Here is a 23,733-nt window from a genome sequence, read left to right as displayed (position 1 = left end):
CATGTTTTTTTGTGCTTTGTATATATATAAATGTCTTTTCAATTAGATATCTCCATTATTATGAAAATACCATTTTATTGAATTGGAAGGAATATTTAGATAAACGTCAAATATTAAGTGAGTAAGCAATACAAGAAGAAATTTGTCGTTTAATTTCAGAAAATTCAGAAATAGGGGTGTTCGTATGGTTGATATGAAACAGTCTACAACGTATACACGGGATAGAGAAACAGTCATTTCATTGACACAAAAGCTCGTACAAATTGAAAGTGTTTTTCGTAATGATGGCAAAGGTAATGAGCAGGAAGTAGCCAATTACGTTGCCGAGTATTTACGCAATTTAAATCTAGGCATTGAAGTGCACATGGAAGAAGTAACACCAGGCAGACCGAATGTCATTGGCATTATCGATTCAAAAAAACCCGGTAAAACCCTTTTATTTGAAGGGCATACCGATGTGGTTACAGAAGGAAACCGGGATGCATGGACATATGACCCATTCGGTGCTGAAATCATTGATGGGCGTATGTATGGTCGCGGGACGAATGATACAAAAGGGAACTTGGCATGCATGATTACGGCTGTGCAGTCAATCTTGTTAGATCAAGAGAGTTTCACAGGTAAAATTATATTATGCATTCCATGTGATGAGGAAGGGCTTATGCTTGGTATAAAGCATTTTATTGCACAAGACTGGGCAGATGGTGTAGATGGGGCAATTATTTGTGAGCCTGAAGAAAACCAAGTATGCATTGCACAGCGGGGCGCAATCCGTTTGCGTGTTGATATTTATGGAAAAATGGCTCATGGAGCGATTTCATGGAGCGGTATTAATCCAAACTGGCGCATGGCACGCTTTATAACAGAAATGGAGAAACTAGAAAAGGAAGAGCAAGAACGTTTAGGAGAGGATCCATTTCTGAAATGGCCTTCGATTACTCCGACAATTTTACAAGCGCCAGTATTAGGTGATGCTCAGATTAATGTTATACCGGATCAATGTATGACAACACTTGATATTCGAACTGTTCCGGCACAAAACCATGATGAACTACTAGCAAAAATTGAAGCAATTATTGCCCGAATGAAGAAGTCCGACCCTGACTTTAAAGTGGAACTCACTGTACTCGATAATCGACCGGCCACTTATACAGAACGGACAAATCCGATCGTTGAAGCAGTGCATTATGCTGTAAAAAATGTACTTAAAAAGGAACCGATTTATAATGGTGTACCAGGGGCAACAGATGGAACATTTTTACATGTACATGGAATACCAATTGTAACTATTGGTGCAGGAGATCGAGAGATACCCCATCAAATAAATGAATATGTAGATATAGAAGAGTTGGCGGAAACAACAGCAATCTATAGAGAAGCGGCATTATTATTTTTGGCAGGTGAAGACCAATGAAAATTGCTGTAATCCCAGGAGATGGCATTGGTCCAGAAGTAATGGAACAGGCATTAACTGTACTGGATACATTGCAGCAGCTTGATCAAACACTTGAAATCGAGACAATGACGTTTCAATGGAATTCCGACTACTATTTACAAACAGGGAGAATGATGCCAGAAGACGGTTTAGAAACGCTTGCACAATATGATGCAATCTTATTTGGTGCCATTGGAGATGCGCGCGTACCAGACGATGTGACCGTTTGGGAACTTATTATGCCTATTCGTAAGCAATTCCAGCAATATGTAAATTTTCGACCAGTAAAATCGCTACCAGGTATTGCTTCACCACTTGCAACAAAAGAAGCGATTGATTTTGTTATTTTTCGAGAAAATACGGAAGGTGAATATTCTAATAGTGGGGGCCGGTTATACGGTGGTACAGAGCACGAATTAGCGATACAAAATACGGTAATGACGAAAGTAGGCATTAATAATATTGTAAGTGCGGCATGTGATTATGCGCTGAAATATAAAAAATCGACGGTAACAAGCGCAACAAAATCGAACGCGGTTATTCATACAATGAAATTTTGGGATGCGATTGTACATGAAACGATGAGCCGTTATCCGCAGTTGCAACTGAAAAGTTATTATATCGATGCGCTCGTTGCTTACTTCGTAGAGCGACCAGAGGAATTTGAAGTTGTGGTCGCTTCTAATTTATTTGGTGATATTTTGTCCGACTTAGGATCGGCCATTATCGGAGGGCTAGGACTTTCACCGTCTGGAAATATTAACCCGAATCGCGCTTATCCATCAATGTTCGAGCCTGTGCATGGTTCAGCTCCTGATATTGCAGGGCTTGGCATCGCCAATCCTATTGCTCAGATTTGGTCGCTGGCATTACTGCTGGGGCATGTTGGGCGTCCTGATTTAGAGCAGCTAATTGTGCAAGCGATTGAACAAGTATTGACGAAAAGCGAAGTGAAAACGGCAGATATCGGTGGAACTGCAACGACGCAACAAATGGGTGAAGCGATTTGCTACGCTTTAAAAAATTGCTATGAAATGAGAGGTGTATAAATGAAAACAGTGATTGTAACAGGTGCTGCTGGTGGTATGGGACAAAAAATTGTTCAACAGTTATTAGTGGAAAATTATGAAGTTATCGGACTTGATTTAGCAATAGAACAGCCATTCGACCATTCGTATTTTCATTATCAACAATGTGATGTAACAGATGAGCAGAAGATTACATCAATTGTCGAACCACTCTCGAATGTGTACGGACTTATTAATGTACATGGCTTAGCACAAGCCGCTACACCGATAGAAGAGGTATCAGCTGATTACTGGGATAAGTTGATGAACATCAATGTTAAAAGCCTATTTTTATTGGCAAAAGCAGTCGTTCCAAAAATGAAAGAAGCGAACGATGGTGTCATTATTAATATTGCTTCGATTTCTGCTGTACGCCCGCGACCTGGGCTTCAAGCATATATTGCTTCAAAAGGTGCGGCTGAAAGCTTTTCTAGAGCAATGGCTATTGAATTGGCTCCATATAATGTGCGTGTTAACACAATTCATCCAGGACCGGCGAACACAGCAATGCTTGGACAATTCGCGGCAGTAGGTGCTGATGTTGAGCAGGAGAAAGCCCAAATTTTTGCTTCTTCCGTTCCGCTAGGTCGATTAATTGAACCGCAAGATATAGCTAATGCAGTACGTTTTTTACTGCAAGAGCAATCAAACATTATTACGGGAACGACACTTCATGTCGATGGTGGACGCGGTTTATAGAAAGGTGGACAAACTATGGAACATATTCCGATGTGTATTAATGGTGAATGGATCGAGGGTGAGGACAAAATCACGGTTTACAACCCTTCGACTGGGAAGCCGCTTGTAACAATTACCAATGCAACGTATGCACAAATTGATGACGCAGTCCGTATAGCAAACGAAGCTTTTGAAGGTGAGGAATGGCGTAATGTAAAGCCATTTGAACGAGGTCAACTATTGGTGGAACTTGCTCAATTTATTCGTCAAAACGCAGAACATTTTGCGAAGTTGGAAAGCTTAGACGTCGGGAAACCATTGCAACAAGCACATGCCGATGTTGAAGCAGCGGCACGTTACTTTGAGTTTTATGGTGGAGCAGCAGATAAAGTGATGGGTGACACGATTCCGATTGAAGACGGTATTTTTAATGCAGTCGTATTGGAGCCTATTGGTGTGACGGTACATATTGTGCCTTGGAATTATCCGATTCAAATTATGTCACGTAGTGTAGCCGCTGCAATTGCAACAGGTAATGCGGTAATAGTGAAGAGCGCGGAAGATACACCATTAACGACACATGAAATAGTAAAATGGCTAAATGCACGACTTCCGAAAGGTATTATTCAGCATGTGACAGGTTTTGGTAAAGATGTAGGGGCTTATTTATCAAGTCATCCGGGCATTCACCAAATCACGTTTACTGGCTCAGTACCTACAGGCATTGCAGTTATGCAAGCAGCTGCAAAGAATATAGTACCTGTAACGTTGGAGCTTGGTGGCAAATCTCCAAATGTTGTCTTTGCAGACGCAAATGAGGAGCTTGCACTTGAAGGGGTTATGCGGGCGATTATTCAAAATGCAGGTCAAACGTGTTCGGCAGGTGCACGTTTATTAATTGAAAAATCTTACAAAGAGATATTTTGTGCGAAACTTGTTGAACGCTTTCAGCAAATCCGTATTGGGGCAGGAGAGCAAAATTTAGATATGGGCCCGGTGTTAAATGCAAATCAATTAAAAAAAATTACCACCTTGTTAGAGCTCGCCCAACGCGATGGTAAAGTGCTAATTGGCGGCAAACCTCTACGTGTAGAAAATTATGAGAATGGTTATTATGTGGAGCCGACAATTGTAGATGGGCTTGATGTAACGCATCCACTTGCTGTCGAAGAAATTTTTGGTCCAATATTAACTGTTTTTACATTTGAAACAGTAGAGGAAGCGATACAGCTCGCTAACAGTACAGATTACGGGTTAGTAGCCGGTGTATGGACACGTGATATTGACGTCGCGCATTTCATGGCTAGTCGTATAAAAGCTGGCCAAGTATTTATCAATAATTACGGTGCAGCGGGTGGTATCCAAATGCCGTTTGGCGGCTATAAGAAGAGTGGAATCGGACGAGAAAAAGGATTAGTTGCAATGCGTAACTATACGCAAATGAAAAATATTGCAATTCGCTACAACGTTCAAGGGAGGTAATCGCCGATGACCGAGCAAAAAAAGACTGTCTTACAAGTCGATAATTTATCGATAGCGTTTCGAATGGCAAACGGTAAGCAAACAAATGTTGTCGATGCGGTTAGCTTTCAAGTATTTGAAGGGGAGACGCTGGCACTTGTTGGTGAATCTGGTAGTGGTAAAAGTGTTACATCACTTGCTATTATGCGCCTTTTACAAATGCCACCAGCTCGTATTACATCAGGGCAAATTTTATTGAACGGTACAGATTTATTACAAATGAAGTTAGATGACATGAGCGGTGTTCGTGGAAATGAAATGTCGATGATATTTCAAGAACCGATGACTTCACTCGATCCAGTTTTCAAAATTAGTAGTCAACTAATTGAGGGGATTCGCCGCCATCAAAATGTGGATAAAAAGCATGCTTTTGATATCGCATTATCGATGTTAAATAAAGTGGGCATAGCGAATGCCGAAAAAGTAATTCATGAATACCCGCACCAATTATCAGGAGGGATGAGGCAGCGCGTTATGATTGCGATGGCGATGGCTAACAATCCGAAACTTTTATTAGCCGATGAACCTACGACTGCACTCGATGTAACAGTTCAGGCGCAAATTTTACAGTTAATGTTGAAAATGAAAGAAGAACACGGCTCATCCATTTTATTTATTACACATGATATGGGCGTAGTAGCAGAAACTGCAGATCGTGTGATGGTCATGTATGCAGGTCAAATTGTTGAATCTGGGCCGGTAGAGCGAATATTTACTGAACCGAAACATCCTTATACGAAAGCACTACTTCAAACGATGCCTTCACTTTCAACTAATGAGCGAAGATTACCAACAATTCCAGGCACCGTACCGTCTCCTTTAAACTTTTCAGCGGGCTGTCGCTTTACCCCTCGCTGTCAACATGCGATGGATATTTGTGAACGTATAGTACCTTCTGAAATTACTTTTGAAGATGGTCTGATGGTTCGTTGTCATTTATTTAAGGAAAAGGAGGTTGCTGCCCATGACGCGTGAAATATTAATTGAAGTAAAAAACTTGAAAACACATTTTCCTGTAAAACGAAAGAGATTAAAGGAGAAGAAAAAGGTTGTCAAAGCAATAGATAATATTTCACTCGTTATTTATAAAGGAGAGACGCTCGGTATTGTAGGAGAATCTGGCTCCGGTAAATCGACTCTAGGGCGGACAATTTTGAAATTGACAGAGCCGACGAGCGGAGAAATTTATTATCGTAATACACCTATTACAAAGCTAAAGGGAAGCGAGTTACAAAAGTATCGAAACGCAATGCAGATGGTATTCCAAGATCCGTATTCATCGCTTAATCCACGTATGCGAGTTGGTGATATTTTACAAGAGCCGATGAAGCTACAGCTATCCATGTCAAAAGAGGATCGGCAAAAGCGTGTCCTAACATTGCTTGAAAAAGTAGGGTTACGAGCAGATGCAGTGGATAAATTTCCGCATGAATTTTCAGGTGGACAGCGCCAACGAATTGGGATTGCAAGAGCACTTGCGATTAATCCAGCTTTTATTATTGGGGATGAGCCTGTTTCGGCACTCGACGTATCGGTCCAATCACAAGTATTGAACTTGATGATGGATTTGCAGGAAGAATTTAATCTAACGTATCTATTTATTTCCCACGATTTAAGTGTTGTTAAGCATATAAGCGACCGAGTAGCAGTGATGTACTTAGGGAATATCGTTGAAATTGGCGAAAAGGAAAAAATATTTGCAACGCCAAGGCATCCATATACAAACGCTTTGCTCCAAGCAATTCCCGTAGTAGATTTCACAAAAAAACGAGAGACAAATCCGTTAAAGGGAGATTTACCGAATCCGATAAATCCGCCCATTGGTTGTGTATTCCATACGCGATGCCCGCATGTAATACCAAAATGCCAGCAAAAAAAGCCGCTTCTTCAAGGCACGGATGCGCAGCAAGTCGCTTGTTTCTTATATGAGGGGGAGACGACGAATGTATAACAACATAACTGATGTTGCCGGAATTACAGTAGGGCATGCCGTTGATAAGCAAGGAGTGACAGGTTGCACGGTCATTGTCGCAAAAGAAGGAGCGGTTTGCGGTGTGGATGTGCGTGGTTCTGCACCAGGTACGCGTGAAACCGATGCACTAGATCCTATTAACGGAGTAGAAAAAGTACATGCAATTTTATTGGCTGGTGGTAGCGCGTTTGGATTGGAAGCCGCTTCAGGTGTGATGAAATATTTGGCGGAGCAGCAAATCGGCTTATTTGTAGAGGTGGCAACTGTACCCATTGTGCCAGGCGCGGTTATTTTTGACTTATTGATTGGTAGCCCGACTGCATACGCAACAAAAGAAATGGGCTATGAAGCGACACAAAATGCGATAGTTGGTCCATTTGACAACGGCAATGTTGGTGTTGGCTATGGTGCGACCGTTGGGAAAGTTGCAGGTATTGAACACTTTATGAAAGGGGGACTAGGCTCGTACTCTATTCAAGGTATGGAAGATTTAGTGGTAGGTGCAATTGTAGCAGTTAATGCTGTTGGAGATGTGAGGGAGCCTGGAACAAAGGAAATCATCGCAGGAAGTCGTAATCATACGACAGGTGAATGGCTGGATAGCTGCGCACTTATAAAGCAATATGCAAGTATCCAAACAACACCCGGAGCAAATACGACGATTGGTACAATTGCCATTAACGCTAAATTGACCAAATCGGAAGCGAAAAAGCTTGCGCAGCTGACGCAAAATGCACTTGCGCATACGATTTATCCAGTGCATACAATGTTTGATGGAGATACAATTTTTGTGCTAGGGACTGGAGAAAAGCAATATCAACTTGATTATTTAGGACAGCTTGCTATAGAAGCAATGGAGCAAGCGATCGTTCTTGCAGTGAAAGATGCTAAGCGTTTAGCGAATGTTGAATGTTATGAAAGTATCCAAAAATAGGGGGAATTTCATTGAAAAAGTATACTCTAATGTTTTTAATGGCAATCGTTGTTTTTGTACTGGCAGCCTGTTCAGAAGATACAGGTAGTGATTCTTCAAATGAAACAAACAATAGCTCTTCAGGGGACGAGGCGCAAGAAATTATCGTGCGTGTAAATGATGATCCAGATTTTTTAGATCCGCATAAAGCGACAGCTTCGATTTCATTCCAGATGATTTTAAATATGTTTGAAGGATTGATGGCTCCAAATACAGATGGCTCATTGCGCGAGGCATTAGCAGAAAAGTATGAAATATCGGATGATGGCTTAGAGTATACATTTACGATTCGTCAAGGTGTGAAATTCCATGATGGTTCAGATTTAACGGTGGATGATGTGAAATATACGTTCGATCGTTTAATGGGTACAAATGGTGGGGAGAAAATGAAAAATAACTTTGATAATGTCGTTTCAGCAAATGTTGAGGACGAAAATACATTTAAATTTATTTTAAAAGAGCCGAATTCAAACTTTTTGTACTCATTAACAGCATTGACTTCAGGTATTGTACCTGCTGCAAATGATGGCAAACATAATGAAAATCCGATCGGTACCGGACCATTCGCATATGAAAAATATTCTCCAGGTACGAATTTAGTACTGAAGAAAAATGAAAATTACTGGCGTGATGGTATACCGTATTTAAATAAAGTAACGTTTAATTTTCAATCGGATGATCAAGCAGCTATTATGGCGTTACTTGCAAATGAAGTGGATTTAACAGGGATACCTTGGGCACGTATTGATGAAGTTACGGAGGAATTTAATACGACGAAACAGCAAAATAACTCATCATTAGTTGTTACTTTTAATGAAGAGAAAGAACCTTTTAATAATGTGAAGGTGCGCCAAGCGATAGCAATGGCTATTAATAAAGAGGACATTATAAGCTCTGTATTTAACGGGTATGCGGAGAAACTTGGTTCAAATATGAGTCCGGCTATGGGTAAATACCATGATGAGAAGCTTGTGGATGTTTGGAAATTTGATGTTGAAAATGCAAAATCTCTCCTAGCAGAAGCCGGCTATGCTGATGGCTTCTCAACAAAAATTACGGTATCCTCTCATAACGCAATATACGGGAACATTGCACAAATTGTCGTTGAAAATCTAAAGGCAATCGGAATTGATGTTGAAATTGAAGTAGTAGAATGGGGTATTTGGTTGGAGCGAGTGTATTTTGGTCGTGATTATGAAATGACGGCTATCGATTTAACAGGTCGCCCATCTGCCTTTGAAGTTTTAAATGATTATATTTCAACGAATGATGGGGAGAACTTTTTCCGATTCAACAATGCTGAATTTGACAAAGTTATGAGTGAAGTATTACTTGAAACCGATCAAGAGAAGCAAGTGGATTATTTCAAGCAAGCACAAAGAATTTTAACAGAGGAAGCAGCGGCTGTTTATATTGCAGATTACCAAGTGATTTGGGGCTCAGATAAAGCGGTATCAGGTTTAAAATCATATCCATTCTGGTACCACGATATGTCGGAAGTGAAAATGTCAAATTAAGAAAGGGTTGAAGCGTAATGTTGTATTTACTACGCCGCTTCGTCCTCTTAATTGTTACTGTTATTTTTGTCTCTTTTATTACATTTGGCGTGTTTCAAATTTTGCCTGGAGACCCTGTGTTAACAATGCTTGGTACAGAAGCAGATCCTGCGCAGATTGAAAGTTTGAGGTCTGAACTCGGTTTGGACCTCCCGCTCTATGTACAATATTTTGAATGGATGACAGGACTTTTTACAGGGGATTTAGGGAATTCTATTCGATTTTCAATGCCGGTAATGGAGTTAATGCTTGATCGGCTTCCAGTTACACTTTCGTTAGCAGCGATCACGCTTTTTATCGTTTGTGCAGTGTCACTTCCTCTTGGGATGTTTGCTGCCCGACGTCAAAATAAATTAAGTGACTTAACGCTGTCAACAGCAACGCAAATTGGTATGGCTATTCCATCATTTTGGCTGGGGATGATGCTAATTATTTATGTCGCTATGAATGTTGATTTTTTCAAAATTAGTGGCTACATACCTTGGTCCACAAGTATTACAGGAGCATTAAGTACATTGTTATTACCAGCGATAACAATCGCCATCCCACAAATAGCGATTAATTTCCGCTACGTCCGTACTGCGGTTTTGGAGCAAATTCGCCTTGACTATGTTCGGACAATTCGCAGTAAAGGTATTGTTGAACGCAACGTTATGTATAAGCATGTACTAAAAAATGCACTGATACCGATTTTGACCGTTTTCGGATTAATAACAGCAGAGGTAATGGCAGGAACAATTATTGTTGAGCAAGTATTTTCAATTCCAGGTGTAGGGCAGCTATTAGTGACGGCAATTAACAACCGCGATTTTCCACTCGTACAGGGAATCGTCATGTATATAACGATTGCAGTTGTAACAATTAATTTTATTATAGATATTTTATACTCCATTATAGATCCGCGAATTCGAATTCGCTAAAGGTGGTGAGCAAGATTGGCAACTAAACTATTGAAAAACTTCAATTTGCTCATCGGCTTGTTAATTGTTGGTGGGTTATTACTGATTATGATTGTAAGTTTTTTTTATACGCCTTATGATGTGACGGCAATGAATATCGCACAAAAGTTGCTTGCACCGAACAGTACACATTGGTTCGGTACAGATGAATTCGGGCGAGATATTTTTAGTCGAATTATGAAAGGGACACAAACAGCCTTTATAGTCGGTATAATCACCGTATTTATTGGCGTTACATTTGGGGTGTTAATAGGAGGTATTGCAGGTTATTTTGGTAGTTGGACTGACGAAATATTAAGTCGTTTTTTAGATGCGCTAATGGCGTTTCCTGGTATCATTTTAGCCTTAATGCTCGTGGCCATCTTTGGTCCAGGTATTGTAAATACGTCTATCGCATTAGGTATCATTGCAATACCAGGCATTGCCCGTATCGTACGGAGTGGTTTCGTCCAACAACGGGATGCGGAGTTTGTTTTAGCTGCAAAGTTAATTGGCGCAAAAGCTCCGCGAATTATGTTTCGACATATTTTACCGAACATTTCCTCTCAAATCATTGTTGCGGCAACGATTACATTTGCTACGGCGATGCTAGCGGAAGCAGCGCTTAGCTATTTAGGACTTGGTGTGCAGCCACCGGATCCTAGCTGGGGCCGGATGCTGAAAGATTCACAGTCTTATCTGGCGAGTGCACCTTGGTATGTCTATGCACCAGGGATTGCAATTACGTTAATGGTATTAGGGTTATACATGCTAAGTAATGCTGTCCGTGATTTATTAGACCCACGATCAAAGTAGTAATTATCTAGTAATTCGAAAATTTCAAAACAATGCTACAATGAATGTACATTGCCAATAGTAAAGGTGGGAATATAGTGATGACAAGGTACACGTTACTACATGAAACAATTCAAGCACCAATGGCCGGAATTACGACTCCTAAATTTGTTGAAGCTTGCTGTAAGGCAGGTATGTTAGGTTCAATAGGCGCAGGATATTTAAATGGTGAAGAAACATTAAAGTTTATTCAAGAAGTTAAAAACTTAACGACGAAACCTTTTAATGTTAATCTATTCGTTCCAGAACAATCAGGATTCGATCAGACGGTTATTCAAAAAGCACGCCAAGAATTACAACCTTTTTATGATGAGTTAGGTATTACCGAGACACCACATATCGTGTCTACAGAAGTTTTTAACGAACAAATCCAGGCGATTATCGATGAGGATGTAAAAATTGTGTCGTTCACATTTGGCATCCCTAGTATAGCGACAATTACAAAATTAAAAGAACACGGAATTTATTTAATCGGCACTGCTACAACCGTAGAGGAAGTGATTGCAGTGGAACAAGCTGGTCTTGATGCTGTAGTTGTTCAGGGAAGAGAAGCAGGTGGTCATCGTGGGTCATTTACTGAACCTCTTCAATTAATAACGACCACGGAGCTTCTGGAAAATGTAAGAGAAATAGTAACCATTCCGCTCATCGCTGCAGGTGGAATTATGACGGCTGAGCATGTTAAGGAAATGCTGCAGCTTGGTGCGACATCTGTTCAATTAGGTACGATTCTTTTAACTGCATATGAATGCGAGACATCGAGAACACATAAAGAAGCGATTTTAAATTCCGGTCAACAAGCGACAACGTTAACGAAAGCATTTACAGGCAAATATGCGCGCGGTCTGAAAAACAGGTTTACCGAGGAGTTAAAAGAAGCGGTGACTGCCCCATATCCGCTTCAGCATTATTTGACCCAACCGATCCGAAAAGAAAGTGCCCGTCAAAACAACCTTGAATATATGTCTCTTTGGATGGGGGAAAATAGCTATTTGGCTAAAGAAGCATCTGTTAAAGAGATTATCGAAACTCTCTTACAATAAAATTTTTTACACTGATGATAAAGGATAAAACTTTCTCATCGGTGTTTTTTTGTGCTTATTTGATTGGATAGTGCATATAGTTTCGTTAAGGAAGGAGGGCTTTATTGGAATTACAAGATGTGCTTCGTGTTGCAGGGATTGGGTTGATTATTGCACTTCTTCATTTATTCTTCGAGCATTTAGGAAAAAAAGAGTTTTCGTTTTTCTTGTTTTTCATTGCGTATTTATACATGACGATTGAATTAATTCGATTTTTGCGCTTGTTCTTTCAAGAGATTGTCGTATTTTTCCAATGGTTGACGGCCGTCTAGCTAAATGATTGCGCTATTTGCAAGTGTCATTTATTTAGTTCTGTTTTTATTTTTAAAACAGACGATGGACAAGCTGCATTCAATCATTGTCGTCATCGCTTTCTTTATTTTTTTCCAATTTGTTGTCCGCGAGCAACTCATTCCGCTTTGGCAGCGACTCGCAGTTATTTTCAATAATGTTCCATACAGTAAGGGACTGCTCTTCACGGCATTACTTTTTTTGCTGAATGAATTAATCTGTCAGCTATTAGATCAATTTGAATATGAAGCTTTTGCGACATTAGTTACGTTGTCCATTCGCATGACCGCAGTGTTATATTGGATCAATCTGCTACAACCGAAATTTCAGCTATTAATCCAATTATTAGAAAGGCTACAGTAATGCAGACAATTTATTCGATTTTTACAGAGCCCATTCAATCTTTAGTGTATTCTTTGCTGCTAGTAGCGATATATATTTTGATGTATTTACTGCTACTTGCTTTAGTCCCGAAAGAAACCGCGTTAATTGAACAGTTATTTATTATTTTGTTTATCGTAGTATTTGCACAAAATGTTGTCGATGCCTTTGTTGTGCTGTATGAGCTCATTGCCATACTGCAAAATTTCTTTATGGCTATTTTACCGATCATGTCATTTATGCTGTTGACAATTCAAACCGTATTTACGGCGATCGCATGGAATCCAATCATCATTCTTTTTGTCCAGGTTATTTTATTTATCAGCACAAACGTTACAATACCTGCTCTAATCCTCGCATTAATATTTGATGTCTGTACAAAAATATATCCGGCTATTTCTTTTTCAAAAGCTGCAGATCTTATTCGTTCTTCTATATTAAGCGTCATGATTGCGTCGGTTATTGCATTGACATCGATTTTGACGCTTTCTGGTGTCGCCTTTATTCAGCTAAATGACGCATTAAAATCACCTATAAAGAAATTAATTGAGCAAAATATTCCGTTAATCGGCAATTTGATTGTAGAAGGGCTGTCCTTTTTCCAAAAAACTCAGTCAACCGTTTCCACCTTTGTTGGACTGTCCTTTTTAACAATTATTTGGGGTGCGGCTTTTTATCCGGCGACGGTACTATTGCTACATGCACTGCTGTTTAAAATTATTGGTGCCATTATAGAACCGTTTACAAATATGCGTATAAGCGGTCTATTTGATGATGTTGGAAAGACGATGTTTGTTTTATGTGCGGTTGCCTTTTTACTTGGCTTCGCAATTATGTTTATCGTACTATTATTTATTTTCTTTATGCAGATGTCCATGGGGGGAAAAACATGATTCAATTATTTCTTTTTATTTTACTGGGCAGCAGTCTTCTCATATTTGCTGATGAGCGGCAATGGCAAGTATATGTAAAGCTCGCATTGTATTTATTCGTGACAAGCACAATTCTTTCATTGTTTGCATAACCGGTTTGTTTCGTTCATACATTATGTTGAAATCTAGTAGAGAAGGGGGCGTATACGCTTAATAATGTGGAAAAGAAACAAGCGAATCGTCCTATCGTATTAATTGTCATTGCCGTAGGATTTATTATTTTTTTATTCATGTTTCTATCACAACCGGAGAAAGGAGAAAGCAATAACTCAAATGAGGAACAGCTTGCAAAATTATTAAGTGAAATTCAGTCAGTCGGACAAGTTCAGGTTTATTTTCACTATGATCAACAAAGTGAACAGCAATTTTTGTCTGTCACACAACAGCAAAAGCTATCCGGTGTCATCATTGTGGCACAAGGAGCGAATAATACCGACGTGAAAACCATGCTAAAGGAAACCGTTGGGCATGTTCTGCAAATTCCGTCGCATCGTATTCAAGTAGTGCCAATGCAAATTAAGGGGGAAAACAAGTGAAAGTGAAAAAACGAACAGTATGGTTCTTAACAGTAGTAAGTTTAGCTGCGGTAATTTCTGTATTTTATATTTTCGAAGACAATACGCCGAATATTTTAACGATCTTCTCTGATGAAACGATTGATGAAACAGATATTTTAGGGGTTAATCAAAACCTGACACAACCAGTTAACTCAGAAAGCGACTTATTCCAGGAAGTACGTTTAGAGTTAGCGAACAAACGCAGCCAGCAAAAAGAACAGTTGACGCAAAAGATTGCTGCTGATGAATTTACAGCAGAAGAAAAGAATGAGGCATTCAATGAAATGGATGAACTGATCAAGTTGGAATCATCGGAAGCGATGCTGGAAATGCTTATTAAATCAATCGGCTATTCAGATGCCCTTGTCCGAATTGAAGGAGATAAGGTGGCTGTACGAGTTATGTCAGATGAAGTATCCGAGAAATTAGCAGATGAAATCTTATACGTTGTGCGTTCTGAATTTAAAGATTATGTAAATGTTAGCGTAGAATTCGAACCTTTTAATTAAAAGGACGTCATATTAATGTAAAGCAGAAAATGTGTTATATAGCAGATTGAAATATTTTTCTTTGTCTTAATATACGATTGTTCTGCTTTATGCCTATTTTTGAGCTATTTAAAATTATTTGTTTCAAAATAGTCCGAAAAATTATAAAATAGGGTTTGTATTGTTATTACTTTTTTTTAAGGGAGAGTTAAGAATGTTCAAAGTTCAAGAAATCCGAGAAATTATTAAATTAGTAGATGCTTCATCAATCGACGAGTTTGTATATGAAGCGGACGGCGCAAAGGTTAAACTAAAGAAAAACAACGGTGTTACAGAAGTAGCAGCTCCTAAAAAAGTACAAGAAGCAGCACCGGTTGCAGCAGTAGCGGCACCAGCTCCAGTACAAGTAGAAGCGGCACCAGCTCCAGCTCCTAAAGCAGAAGCACCAGCAGCACCAGTAGAAAACACGGCTGATTTACATAAAATCACGTCTCCTATGGTTGGAACATTCTATCAGGCTCCAAACCCGGAATCACCAGCATATGTAAAAGTAGGCGATAAAGTAGGCGAAGAGTCAATCGTTTGTATCGTAGAAGCGATGAAGTTATTCAACGAAATCGAAGCTGAAGTTAAAGGTGAAATCGTAGAAATCTTAGTTCAAGATGGCCAATTAGTAGAATATGGTCAACCATTATTTTTAGTAAAAGCTGAATAAGGAGCGTATATACAAATGAAAAAAGTATTAATCGCAAACCGAGGCGAAATTGCAGTACGTATTATTCGTGCATGTAAAGAGCTAGGTATTCAAACGGTCGCAGTATATTCTGAAGCAGATGCGGATGCATTGCATGTAAAGCTTGCGGATGAAGCATATTGTATCGGACCAAAGTTATCGAAAGATTCGTATTTAAGTTTCCCGGCAGTTTTAGGGGTAGCGCAAAAAACAGGTGCTGACGGGATCCACCCAGGATATGGTTTCTTGGCGGAAAACGCAGCATTTGCTGAAGCTTGTGAAAACGCGGGTATTAAATTTATCGGTCCTTCTTCGGATGCGATTAAAATTATGGGGATTAAAGATGTTGCACGTGACACGATGGAAGCGGCAAATGTTCCGTTAGTTCCTGGTACAGGCATTGTACCGAATATTGAAACAGGTAAAGAATGGGCTGCGAAAATCGGGTACCCGGTCATCATTAAAGCAACTGCTGGTGGTGGCGGTAAAGGGATCCGTGTTGCACGCACAGAAGAAGAGCTAGTAAAAGGAATTGAAATTACTCAAAAAGAGGCAGCAGCGGCATTCGGCAACCCTGGTGTTTATTTAGAGAAATTCATCGAATATTTCCGTCACTGCGAGATCCAAGTATTAGCGGACAGCCATGGCAATGTTGTACACCTTGGCGAACGTGACTGTACAGTTCAACGCCGCATGCAAAAGCTTGTAGAAGAAGCGCCGTCTCCGGCACTATCTGAAGAGCGCCGTGCAGAAATGGGCGAAGCTGCTGTAAAAGCAGCAAAAGCATGTAACTATGAAGGTGCTGGTACAATCGAGTTCATCTACGATTACCAGGAAGATCGTTTCTACTTCATGGAAATGAACACACGTATTCAAGTTGAACACCCTGTAACAGAGATGATTACAGGTGTTGACTTAGTACAACAACAATTAAAAATCGCTTCTGGTCAAGAACTGCCGTTCAAACAAGAAGACATCAAAATTAACGGCTGGGCAATTGAATGCCGTATTAACGCCGAAAATGCATACAAAAACTTCATGCCTTCAGCAGGTACTGTAGATACGTATGTAGTACCAGGCGGTTATGGTGTACGTATCGATTCTGCAGTTTATGCAGGCTATACGATCCCACCATACTACGATTCAATGGTCGCAAAACTGATCGTTCATGCAGACACTCGTGAAGAAGCAATCGCGAAAATGAACCGTGCGTTATCAGAATTTGAAGTAGCTGGACCTGGAATTAACACTACAATTCCATTCCACCAAGCTTTAATGAACAACGACGTATTCAAATCAGCGAAATTCAACACGAAGTTCCTGGAAGAGAATGATATTTTAGGTGTGAATGTGAAATCTTAATTAGATTTTAATAAGTTTTTAACCCTCTAATTTTAAATTAGAGGGTTTTTATTTTTTTTGAAACTATTTAACAGTTTTACCGTCTGTAAGTGGAATAGCCATTAATAGAGTAAGAGAGGGGGCAAAAAATATGCAGATGGCTGCTCAAGACAAAATAGCGGAAGGTACCCCTATCTAGAAAGTTTGGTATATGTTAACATATATGTGAATCTTTTAACTTTAGAAAATATAAAAGGAAGTGTAATAAGTACTTATGAAAAAGTTATTCAAACCATTGATTGGTGTAATTGCTGTTGGTGCGATCACTCTATCTATCAATAATGATAAAAATGTAATTGCAAATGATATTGCAAATACGTGTGAGTATGATACAGCGTCGAAGGTAAACCCGGATTTTTCTACTACGAACTGCTTATTAACTGAAACAGCATTGAGTTATGATGTCCCTCCTGAGATTGTGAAGGCAATAGCGGAAGGTGAAAGTGGAAATTGGCGTCATTTCGATAACAACGGGGAAGCAATTGTGACAGCAGATAATGGGATTGGCCTTATGCAAATTACAAATCAGGCCGGCTACAATGAAGAAAGATTAAAAAATGACCTTCTTTATAATATTGAATCGGGTGTAAAAATTCTTGATAAAATGTTTGATCGATCGGATTTACCTAAAATTAATGATGGTGACAGAGATGTCCTGGAATCTTGGTACTTCGCGGTTATGGCTTATAACGGTACGAAGCCGGTAAATAGTCCAACTGTACAAGCAACTGGTGAAAGAAATGTAAAAGCATATCAAGAAAAGATTTTTGGGTTTGTTGAGAAATATGAATTAATCGACTTACAAGAGCTGCCTTTTACAAGCGAAGGTTTCCAATATGACTCTAACAGCAGAGATAATATTAAATTTTTAAAGATGAATTATAAGTTTGATTTACCATTAACAAAATCAAAGTACTCTTTTGAAAAAGGTGAAAAAGTAAGTGCAACAACAAATCCCGCATTTAGATCTAGACCTACAACGGGAGATGATTCTAAAAAAGGTACTTTAACTAAAGGCGAAGTGGTTACCATTACTGGTCCATTTGTTTACGATGAGGTAGCAACGAAGAAAAACCATTTTGTATGGTATCCGGTGAAAAGAAGTGACGGATCAGAAGGGTATGTAGCGTCAAGTTATTTAGATTATGTAGAATCGACATCGACTCCTGTAACTCCTGTTGAGCCTAAACCGGACTACTCGTCTTATATTAAACAATATGCTGACTTCAGTACTACAGCTTGGTGGAAAGATGACATGATCTGGGCAATCGATAGAGGTTACATTCAAGGTGACAGTACAATATGGAATGCAAAAATTAAAAAATACGAAACGCATCTACTACCGAACAAAAAATTAACAGAAGCACACTTCCTGACAATCTTCTTCCGCTACGCTGAAAAAGATGAATTAGCAAATGTACAAAGCACATCATCTTGGAACAGAAGTAAAGTATACAACTTGGCGAAAAAGTATAATATGCCTGTAGTGGCAAGCGAAAAATCGAAAGCCTCAAGAGCTTTAGCGGAGCAAGGTATCAGACGTGGTAAACTGGCACAATTGATGGCCTCTTACTACTATGGGAAAACAGTAAGTGAAGACACAGCGATTCAATTTTTCATCAATAATGGACTTACTACCCAAACATCAATCAAAGCTTTTGAACCTGAAAATATTTTAACACGTGCTCACATATCCGCATTCATACAGAGATATGAAACATTCGTATTAAAGAAAAAATAATAGAAATAGGAAAACGGTTGCGTCCACTGCAACCGTTTTTCTCATTTTGCAGCTGTAAAATATCATAATTTGGGTAAAGTAAGAATGAAGAAATATCTCAAAGAGAGAGCTATATGAATAATAAAATAATTTTCTGAAAATAATTAATTTTCCCTATTTAAAAAAATGCTTATAATAGATTGCATTTTACTATAATAACGAATATTATATATAAGTTCTTAAAAATTGTTCGTGTTTTGAAAAGAGGAATGCAAATGTTTCAGTTAAAAGAAAATGGGACAACAGTTAAGCGTGAATTATTTGCGGGTTTAACAACATTTTTAACGATGGCTTATGTCATCATTGTTAACCCGATTATTTTATCAGGCGCTGGAGTTCCGGTTGATCAAGTATTTATGGCAACAATTATCGCAGCAGTTATCGGGACAGGCTGGATGGCGCTTTGTGCGAACTATCCGATCGCCGTTGCTCCAGGTATGGGATTAAATGCATATTTTACTTATACTGTTGTATTAGCTTCAAATGGAGAGATTACGTATACTACTGCCTTTTCAGCAGTATTTGTTGCAGGTATTTTATTTATTATTATTAGTTTAACGCCATTCCGTGAAAAGCTGATTACAGCAATTCCTGAAAACTTAAAGTTGGCGATTACTGCGGGTATTGGATTATTTATCGCTTTCATCGGGTTGCGTATGTCCGGTATCGTCGTAGCTGATGAATCTAATTTAGTTAAGTTTGGTGATATTGCGGAGCCAGCACCGTTATTAACATTTGTTGGGCTGTTCATTACAGTTGCACTAATGGCTCGTAAAGTGAACGGGGCAATTTTTATCGGTATGATTGTGACGGCAATTATTGCGATGTTCACAGGACAACTTACAATCGATAAAGTAGTGGCGCTTCCACATTTACCGGAAGGAATTATCATACTCAATCCAATAACTGCGATTTCAGAAGTGATTGAATACGGTCTATACGGTGTGATTTTTTCATTCATTTTAGTTACATTATTTGATACGACAGGGACGTTAATCGGTGTATCAAAGCAAGCAGGGTTATTGAAGGACGGGAAATTGCCGCGTGCACGTAAAGCGCTTATTTCCGATTCTCTTGCAACAACTGCAGGTGCGATGTTCGGGACAAGTCCATCAACTGCATATTTGGAATCAGGTTCTGGTGTTGCAGTTGGTGGCCGTACAGGTTTAACAGCATTAACCGTTGCCGTACTGTTTATCATCGCTTCATTTTTTGGACCGCTTGTTGGCTCATTGTCCGGTGTGGCAGCCATTACTTCACCAGCATTAATTATCGTAGGTAGCTTAATGATCGGTGTTGTGAAAAACATGAAATGGGATGAAATTGAAGAGTCGTTCCCGGCGTTTTTAGTTATTCTATCAATGCCACTTACATCAAGTATTTCTACAGGGATCGCACTCGGTTTTATTAGCTATCCGTTAATTATGCTTGTAAAAGGGCGTGGACGCGAAGTACATCCGCTCGTTTATATTTTCGCTGTTCTGTTCATATTACAGTTAATTTATCTACCACATTAAAAAATTGCTGCTTCTTATTGGAGCAGCAATTTTTGTAACAAGGGCTTCCTGTTCTATACATAAAAAGGATTGCTGTAACAGGATTAACGCAGGAAAAGAGCTAGAGTTCACATCGAATCTCTAGCTCTTTTTAATTTCAAAAAAATAAATGGGTTATTTTCACTTTAAATTGAATACATCTTTTTAGCGTTTTTCTAAATACTAATGCTGATGAAATTAATTAAGGAAGTGATCATATGAATAGAAAAAAATGGAAAAGAATTGCTTTTATTTTATTTTTAGTCCTTTTATTTTTATTTGCAGCTATGTATGTTTTCAACAGTCTAGGTGAAGCAAAAGGAAGGGACTATTATGAAAAAACAGGTGAAATTATATGGGATATTAAAACGAACGAAAAGGTGGTGGCCCTGACATTTGATGACGGGCCGCATCCGAAATATACCGAACAAATACTTGATTTACTTGAACAATATGAGGCGAAGGGAACGTTTTTTATCGTGGGGCAACTGGCTGAAAAAAGCCCCGAACTCGTTTTGCGGATGCATGAAAGTGGACATGAGATTGCCAATCATACGTACACACATCCTTATACAAAATCAGTTTCTCCCATTATGGAAGAGGTTAATCAGACATCCGATACAATATTCAGCATTACTGGGACGAAACCGAATTTATTCCGACCAGTCGAAGGGTATTATACAGATGAACTCGTAAAAGAATCCGTCAAAAAAGGCTATAAAATTGTAATGTGGTCATGGCATCAGGATACAGAAGACTGGAAAAATCCAGGTGTAAATAAAATAGTGAATACGGTATTAAACGGACTCGGAAATGGAAATGTGGTGTTGTTCCATGATGGAGGAGGCAATCGGGAGCAGACAGTTCAAGCGTTGGAGAAAATATTGCCGGAGCTAAAAAATCAAGGCTACCGATTTATTACAATTTCACAAATGATTCGATTACAAAATGATTCGAACCAACATATCGTAGAGGAGGGGAAATGATGAAATACCGTATTGCATTGATGATGACGGCCGTTGTCATTTTAGGATATATGCCGGTTGCCGATGCTTCTGCAGAGGAGGACACCACCTCGACAAAAGAACAACTATTGGAAAAAAGAATGGACTACTATATACAGCATGAAAATATTTTATTGCCTTGGTATTATTTGGCGGCTGTCGATCAATATGAACGAAATATTCAGGAAGTACGAAAGGATATTCCAAAGCGAGAAAGTACCATTGCCATTCAATTTTCGGATGAATTCTGGTCCGGTATTTTAAATCCGGCCGAAAATGATACTTCCCCGGTTTCAATTGCTTATTTTAATGGAAGCGGTATGGATGGGAACGGGGATGGGATTGCGGATCGTTCAGATGATAGCGATATATTATTTACATTGGCTAAGTATTTAAGACAGTACGGATATGGTGAGGATAATTTTAAATTGGCATTGTGGGATTATTATAAAAATGAACTATCGGTGAATCAAATACTTGTCATCGCAAAATTATATGAGAAATTTGGAACGATCGATTTGGATGGGCATACATTCCCGCTATCAATTCGAGCTGACTACAGCTACAGAGGGACATGGGGGGCAAATCGAGGCTGGGGTGGCCGAAGAATACATGAAGGAACGGATATTTTTGCTCCGTACAACACGCCGGTCTATTCAACGTCATACGGGGTAATCGAAGTGATGGGCTGGAATCAATTTGGCGGCTGGCGTGTCGGTATTCGTGACAACCATAATTCATATCATTATTATGCACACCTCGCTTATTTTCAAAAAGGACTCAAAGAAGGCGATATTGTCGAGGCTGGACAAGTTATCGGCTATGTTGGAAGTACAGGGTACGGAAAAGAAGGAACAGCCGGGAAATTCCCGCCGCATCTACATTATGGGATCTATAAATTTAATGGCAGGACAGAATGGGCATTTGATCCATATCCAGCGCTGACAAGATGGGAAAAAGAAGCGAGGCAAAGAAAACAATAATGATTAATGATTTTTACCATTTTAGCTGTCTATAAAAGTGACGGTACCCCATTCAATACGTATGGGCATTTGTGGCATTAATTCTGTTAACAGAAGTTAAATTTCTGAATAAGCTATGAGATCTTTGCTTTTATAGATAGGGGAAATAAAATGAAAACAAACTTCATTTATTTAGTATTGTTCGGTCTTTGTTTACTAGGCTGTGAAAAAGCGTCATATTCAGGAACTTCCGAAACAGACGGAGTAAAAGAACATCAAATCGAAGCTTCGACCTCCTCCCCGTTGTCGGAAAGGGAAGCAATTGTTGGGGAATATCCGCTTATCTATCCAGCTGTTATTACACTGATTGATCCGAGAACAATGGAAATCGTGAAATCGTTCACACCACAATTATTAGGATACGGCACGGATCGTGAACTGTACGAGGCAAACATTAAGAAAGTAGCGAGAGAACTGGCAAGAGGGTCTAAAGAAAGGACCGGCTATGATCAAACAATGGTCCTGCACAAAATTGGGGAAAACGGAGAGATTATTGAAGGAAATTCCGGAATCGTATTAAAGGAAAGTGAATTAGTCGAAAAAATTTTAGCGGCTTCTCCAAAAGGGGACCATATTTTTTTGCCGCTGTATATATTGGAAAGCAATCTGGAAATCGACATTCCTTCATTAGATGATGTGACTGTTGCTTCGTTTACGACTTATTTTAATGGAGCAGAAAGCGGAAGAAGTGAAAATATCGAACTTTCCGCAAAGGCCATCCATAATATTTTAGTTGGGGATGGAGATTATTTTTCTTTTAACACAATGGTCGGAGAACGAACGGTGGAAAAAGGCTATCAACCGGCACCTGAAATTATTAACAAGGAGCTGGTGATGGGTATTGGTGGTGGAATTTGCCAAACGTCCTCGACATTATTCAATGCCGTCGACCAGTTGGGAATTCGCATTACGGAAAGGCATCACCATTCACTAAACATCGGCTATGTCCCGACTGGAAGGGATGCGACGGTTTCTTACGGATCGCTCGATTTTAAATTTCAAAATACGAGCGGGGCACCGTTTTTAATTAAAACGTATTACAGCAAAGGTTCGCTGACGATTGCGCTCACGACATCGCATCAATATAAAGATTTACTGAAAAAGTAATAAAAATGCTGCTCTTTACATAAGAGTGGTTTTTTATTTTGCTGGTGTTCCTTGATGAAAGAACATCCGCCATGTCCCGTTTTCATTGCGCCAAAGCGAACTGCGGTTTTGCCTGTTGCCATTCGTTCGATTTGTAGTGACAAATCGTGTTTGCACAATTTGATCTGCAAGTGAAACTGCCTGAAATTCTTAACGGTAAATAAACAGTCTTCAATCCCTTGTTCTGTCATTTGGTGAATCAAGTAAGTTTTATCCATGATGCCTCCGGATGATCCGTATTCAAAAAAATCCTCACTCAAGATCTTGATAAAATCTTCCTTTCTGTAATGTATGAGTTGTTGTTCTAGAAGCAAAAATAGATTGTTAAGTGCAGTCATAAATAATCCTCCATTCGAATTGATTATCAGTGGAACGATTTTCGATGT

At 39.3% G+C, this 23,733-nt stretch carries 25 protein-coding genes; 24 read left to right on the top strand and 1 reads right to left on the bottom strand.

Annotated features, from left to right (window positions below):
* Window positions 1–184 precede the first annotated feature (184 nt).
* From MKY07_RS11825 to MKY07_RS11710, 24 genes are all read left to right on the top strand, one after another.
* Window positions 185–1,414: a M20 family metallopeptidase gene (locus MKY07_RS11825; protein WP_339262325.1), complete on the top strand. Its 1,230-nt coding sequence runs from the start codon at window positions 185–187 to the stop codon at window positions 1,412–1,414.
* Window positions 1,411–2,484: a tartrate dehydrogenase gene (locus MKY07_RS11820; RefSeq protein ID WP_339262323.1), complete on the top strand. Its 1,074-nt coding sequence runs from the start codon at window positions 1,411–1,413 to the stop codon at window positions 2,482–2,484. Before MKY07_RS11825 ends, MKY07_RS11820 begins: the two co-directional genes overlap by 4 nt.
* Window positions 2,485–3,201, top strand: coding sequence for an SDR family oxidoreductase (locus MKY07_RS11815; RefSeq protein WP_339262321.1), 717 nt, complete (start codon window positions 2,485–2,487; stop codon window positions 3,199–3,201).
* Between the two features lie 15 nt (window positions 3,202–3,216).
* A complete protein-coding gene (locus MKY07_RS11810) occupies window positions 3,217–4,662 on the top strand; it encodes an aldehyde dehydrogenase family protein (protein ID WP_339262319.1) in 1,446 nt (481 codons plus the stop codon).
* Window positions 4,663–4,668: 6 nt separating this feature from the next.
* Window positions 4,669–5,676: an ABC transporter ATP-binding protein gene (locus MKY07_RS11805; RefSeq protein ID WP_339262318.1), complete on the top strand. Its 1,008-nt coding sequence runs from the start codon at window positions 4,669–4,671 to the stop codon at window positions 5,674–5,676.
* Window positions 5,666–6,652, top strand: coding sequence for a dipeptide ABC transporter ATP-binding protein (locus MKY07_RS11800; RefSeq protein ID WP_339262316.1), 987 nt, complete (start codon window positions 5,666–5,668; stop codon window positions 6,650–6,652). Before MKY07_RS11805 ends, MKY07_RS11800 begins: the two co-directional genes overlap by 11 nt.
* Complete coding sequence (locus tag MKY07_RS11795) at window positions 6,645–7,607, top strand: P1 family peptidase (protein ID WP_339262314.1); 963 nt, start codon at window positions 6,645–6,647, stop codon at window positions 7,605–7,607. The genes MKY07_RS11800 and MKY07_RS11795 overlap by 8 nt, the downstream gene beginning before the upstream one ends.
* 5 nt (window positions 7,608–7,612) lie before the next feature.
* A complete protein-coding gene (locus MKY07_RS11790; protein WP_339264649.1) occupies window positions 7,613–9,163 on the top strand; it encodes an ABC transporter substrate-binding protein in 1,551 nt (516 codons plus the stop codon).
* A gap of 17 nt (window positions 9,164–9,180) precedes the next feature.
* Window positions 9,181–10,122 carry an ABC transporter permease gene (locus tag MKY07_RS11785; RefSeq protein WP_339262312.1) on the top strand — a complete coding sequence of 314 codons (942 nt, stop codon included), beginning with the start codon at window positions 9,181–9,183 and terminating at the stop codon, window positions 10,120–10,122.
* Window positions 10,123–10,137: 15 nt separating this feature from the next.
* The gene (locus MKY07_RS11780; RefSeq protein ID WP_339262310.1) at window positions 10,138–10,956 is read left to right on the top strand and encodes an ABC transporter permease; all 819 of its coding nucleotides are present in this window, start codon (window positions 10,138–10,140) and stop codon (window positions 10,954–10,956) included.
* A gap of 80 nt (window positions 10,957–11,036) precedes the next feature.
* Window positions 11,037–12,038, top strand: coding sequence for a nitronate monooxygenase (locus MKY07_RS11775; protein WP_339262308.1), 1,002 nt, complete (start codon window positions 11,037–11,039; stop codon window positions 12,036–12,038).
* 104 nt (window positions 12,039–12,142) lie between these two features.
* A complete protein-coding gene (locus MKY07_RS11770; RefSeq protein WP_008404269.1) occupies window positions 12,143–12,349 on the top strand; it encodes a hypothetical protein in 207 nt (68 codons plus the stop codon).
* A 4-nt stretch (window positions 12,350–12,353) separates the two neighbouring features.
* Window positions 12,354–12,731 carry a hypothetical protein gene (locus MKY07_RS11765; protein WP_008404267.1) on the top strand — a complete coding sequence of 126 codons (378 nt, stop codon included), beginning with the start codon at window positions 12,354–12,356 and terminating at the stop codon, window positions 12,729–12,731.
* On the top strand, window positions 12,731–13,642 hold the full coding sequence (locus MKY07_RS11760) for a stage III sporulation protein AE (protein WP_008404266.1): 912 nt from the start codon (window positions 12,731–12,733) through the stop codon (window positions 13,640–13,642). Before MKY07_RS11765 ends, MKY07_RS11760 begins: the two co-directional genes overlap by 1 nt.
* Window positions 13,639–13,773 carry a hypothetical protein gene (locus MKY07_RS11755; protein ID WP_269454576.1) on the top strand — a complete coding sequence of 45 codons (135 nt, stop codon included), beginning with the start codon at window positions 13,639–13,641 and terminating at the stop codon, window positions 13,771–13,773. The genes MKY07_RS11760 and MKY07_RS11755 overlap by 4 nt, the downstream gene beginning before the upstream one ends.
* A 66-nt stretch (window positions 13,774–13,839) precedes the next feature.
* The gene (locus tag MKY07_RS11750; protein WP_339262306.1) at window positions 13,840–14,217 is read left to right on the top strand and encodes a hypothetical protein; all 378 of its coding nucleotides are present in this window, start codon (window positions 13,840–13,842) and stop codon (window positions 14,215–14,217) included.
* Window positions 14,214–14,747 (top strand): SpoIIIAH-like family protein, encoded by a 534-nt coding sequence (locus MKY07_RS11745; RefSeq protein ID WP_008404261.1) that lies wholly within the window; start codon window positions 14,214–14,216, stop codon window positions 14,745–14,747. The genes MKY07_RS11750 and MKY07_RS11745 overlap by 4 nt, the downstream gene beginning before the upstream one ends.
* A gap of 193 nt (window positions 14,748–14,940) precedes the next feature.
* Entirely contained in the window at window positions 14,941–15,441 is a 501-nt protein-coding gene (gene accB / locus MKY07_RS11740; protein ID WP_014823467.1) for an acetyl-CoA carboxylase biotin carboxyl carrier protein, read from the top strand.
* 15 nt (window positions 15,442–15,456) lie between these two features.
* Window positions 15,457–16,821, top strand: a complete 1,365-nt coding sequence (gene accC, locus MKY07_RS11735) for an acetyl-CoA carboxylase biotin carboxylase subunit (protein WP_014823468.1) — start codon at window positions 15,457–15,459, stop codon at window positions 16,819–16,821.
* Window positions 16,822–17,074: 253 nt separating this feature from the next.
* A complete protein-coding gene (locus tag MKY07_RS11730; protein WP_339262303.1) occupies window positions 17,075–18,601 on the top strand; it encodes an SH3 domain-containing protein in 1,527 nt (508 codons plus the stop codon).
* Between the two features lie 254 nt (window positions 18,602–18,855).
* On the top strand, window positions 18,856–20,157 hold the full coding sequence (locus tag MKY07_RS11725; RefSeq protein ID WP_065215700.1) for an NCS2 family permease: 1,302 nt from the start codon (window positions 18,856–18,858) through the stop codon (window positions 20,155–20,157).
* A 236-nt stretch (window positions 20,158–20,393) separates the two neighbouring features.
* On the top strand, window positions 20,394–21,161 hold the full coding sequence (locus tag MKY07_RS11720; protein ID WP_008404253.1) for a polysaccharide deacetylase family protein: 768 nt from the start codon (window positions 20,394–20,396) through the stop codon (window positions 21,159–21,161).
* A complete protein-coding gene (locus tag MKY07_RS11715; protein WP_065215702.1) occupies window positions 21,161–22,162 on the top strand; it encodes a M23 family metallopeptidase in 1,002 nt (333 codons plus the stop codon). The genes MKY07_RS11720 and MKY07_RS11715 overlap by 1 nt, the downstream gene beginning before the upstream one ends.
* A gap of 150 nt (window positions 22,163–22,312) precedes the next feature.
* Entirely contained in the window at window positions 22,313–23,308 is a 996-nt protein-coding gene (locus MKY07_RS11710; RefSeq protein ID WP_065215703.1) for a VanW family protein, read from the top strand.
* On the opposite strand, the gene MKY07_RS11705 is transcribed toward MKY07_RS11710, so the two are convergent.
* Entirely contained in the window at window positions 23,281–23,685 is a 405-nt protein-coding gene (locus tag MKY07_RS11705; RefSeq protein WP_339262298.1) for a hypothetical protein, read from the bottom strand. The genes MKY07_RS11710 and MKY07_RS11705 overlap by 28 nt on opposite strands.
* Window positions 23,686–23,733 lie beyond the last annotated feature (48 nt).

Source organism: Solibacillus sp. FSL W7-1472, assembly GCF_037969775.1.
Lineage (GTDB): Bacteria > Bacillota > Bacilli > Bacillales_A > Planococcaceae > Solibacillus > Solibacillus silvestris.
The sequence above is the reverse complement of the archived record's forward strand: the minus strand, read 5'-3'. Positions and strand labels throughout refer to the sequence as shown.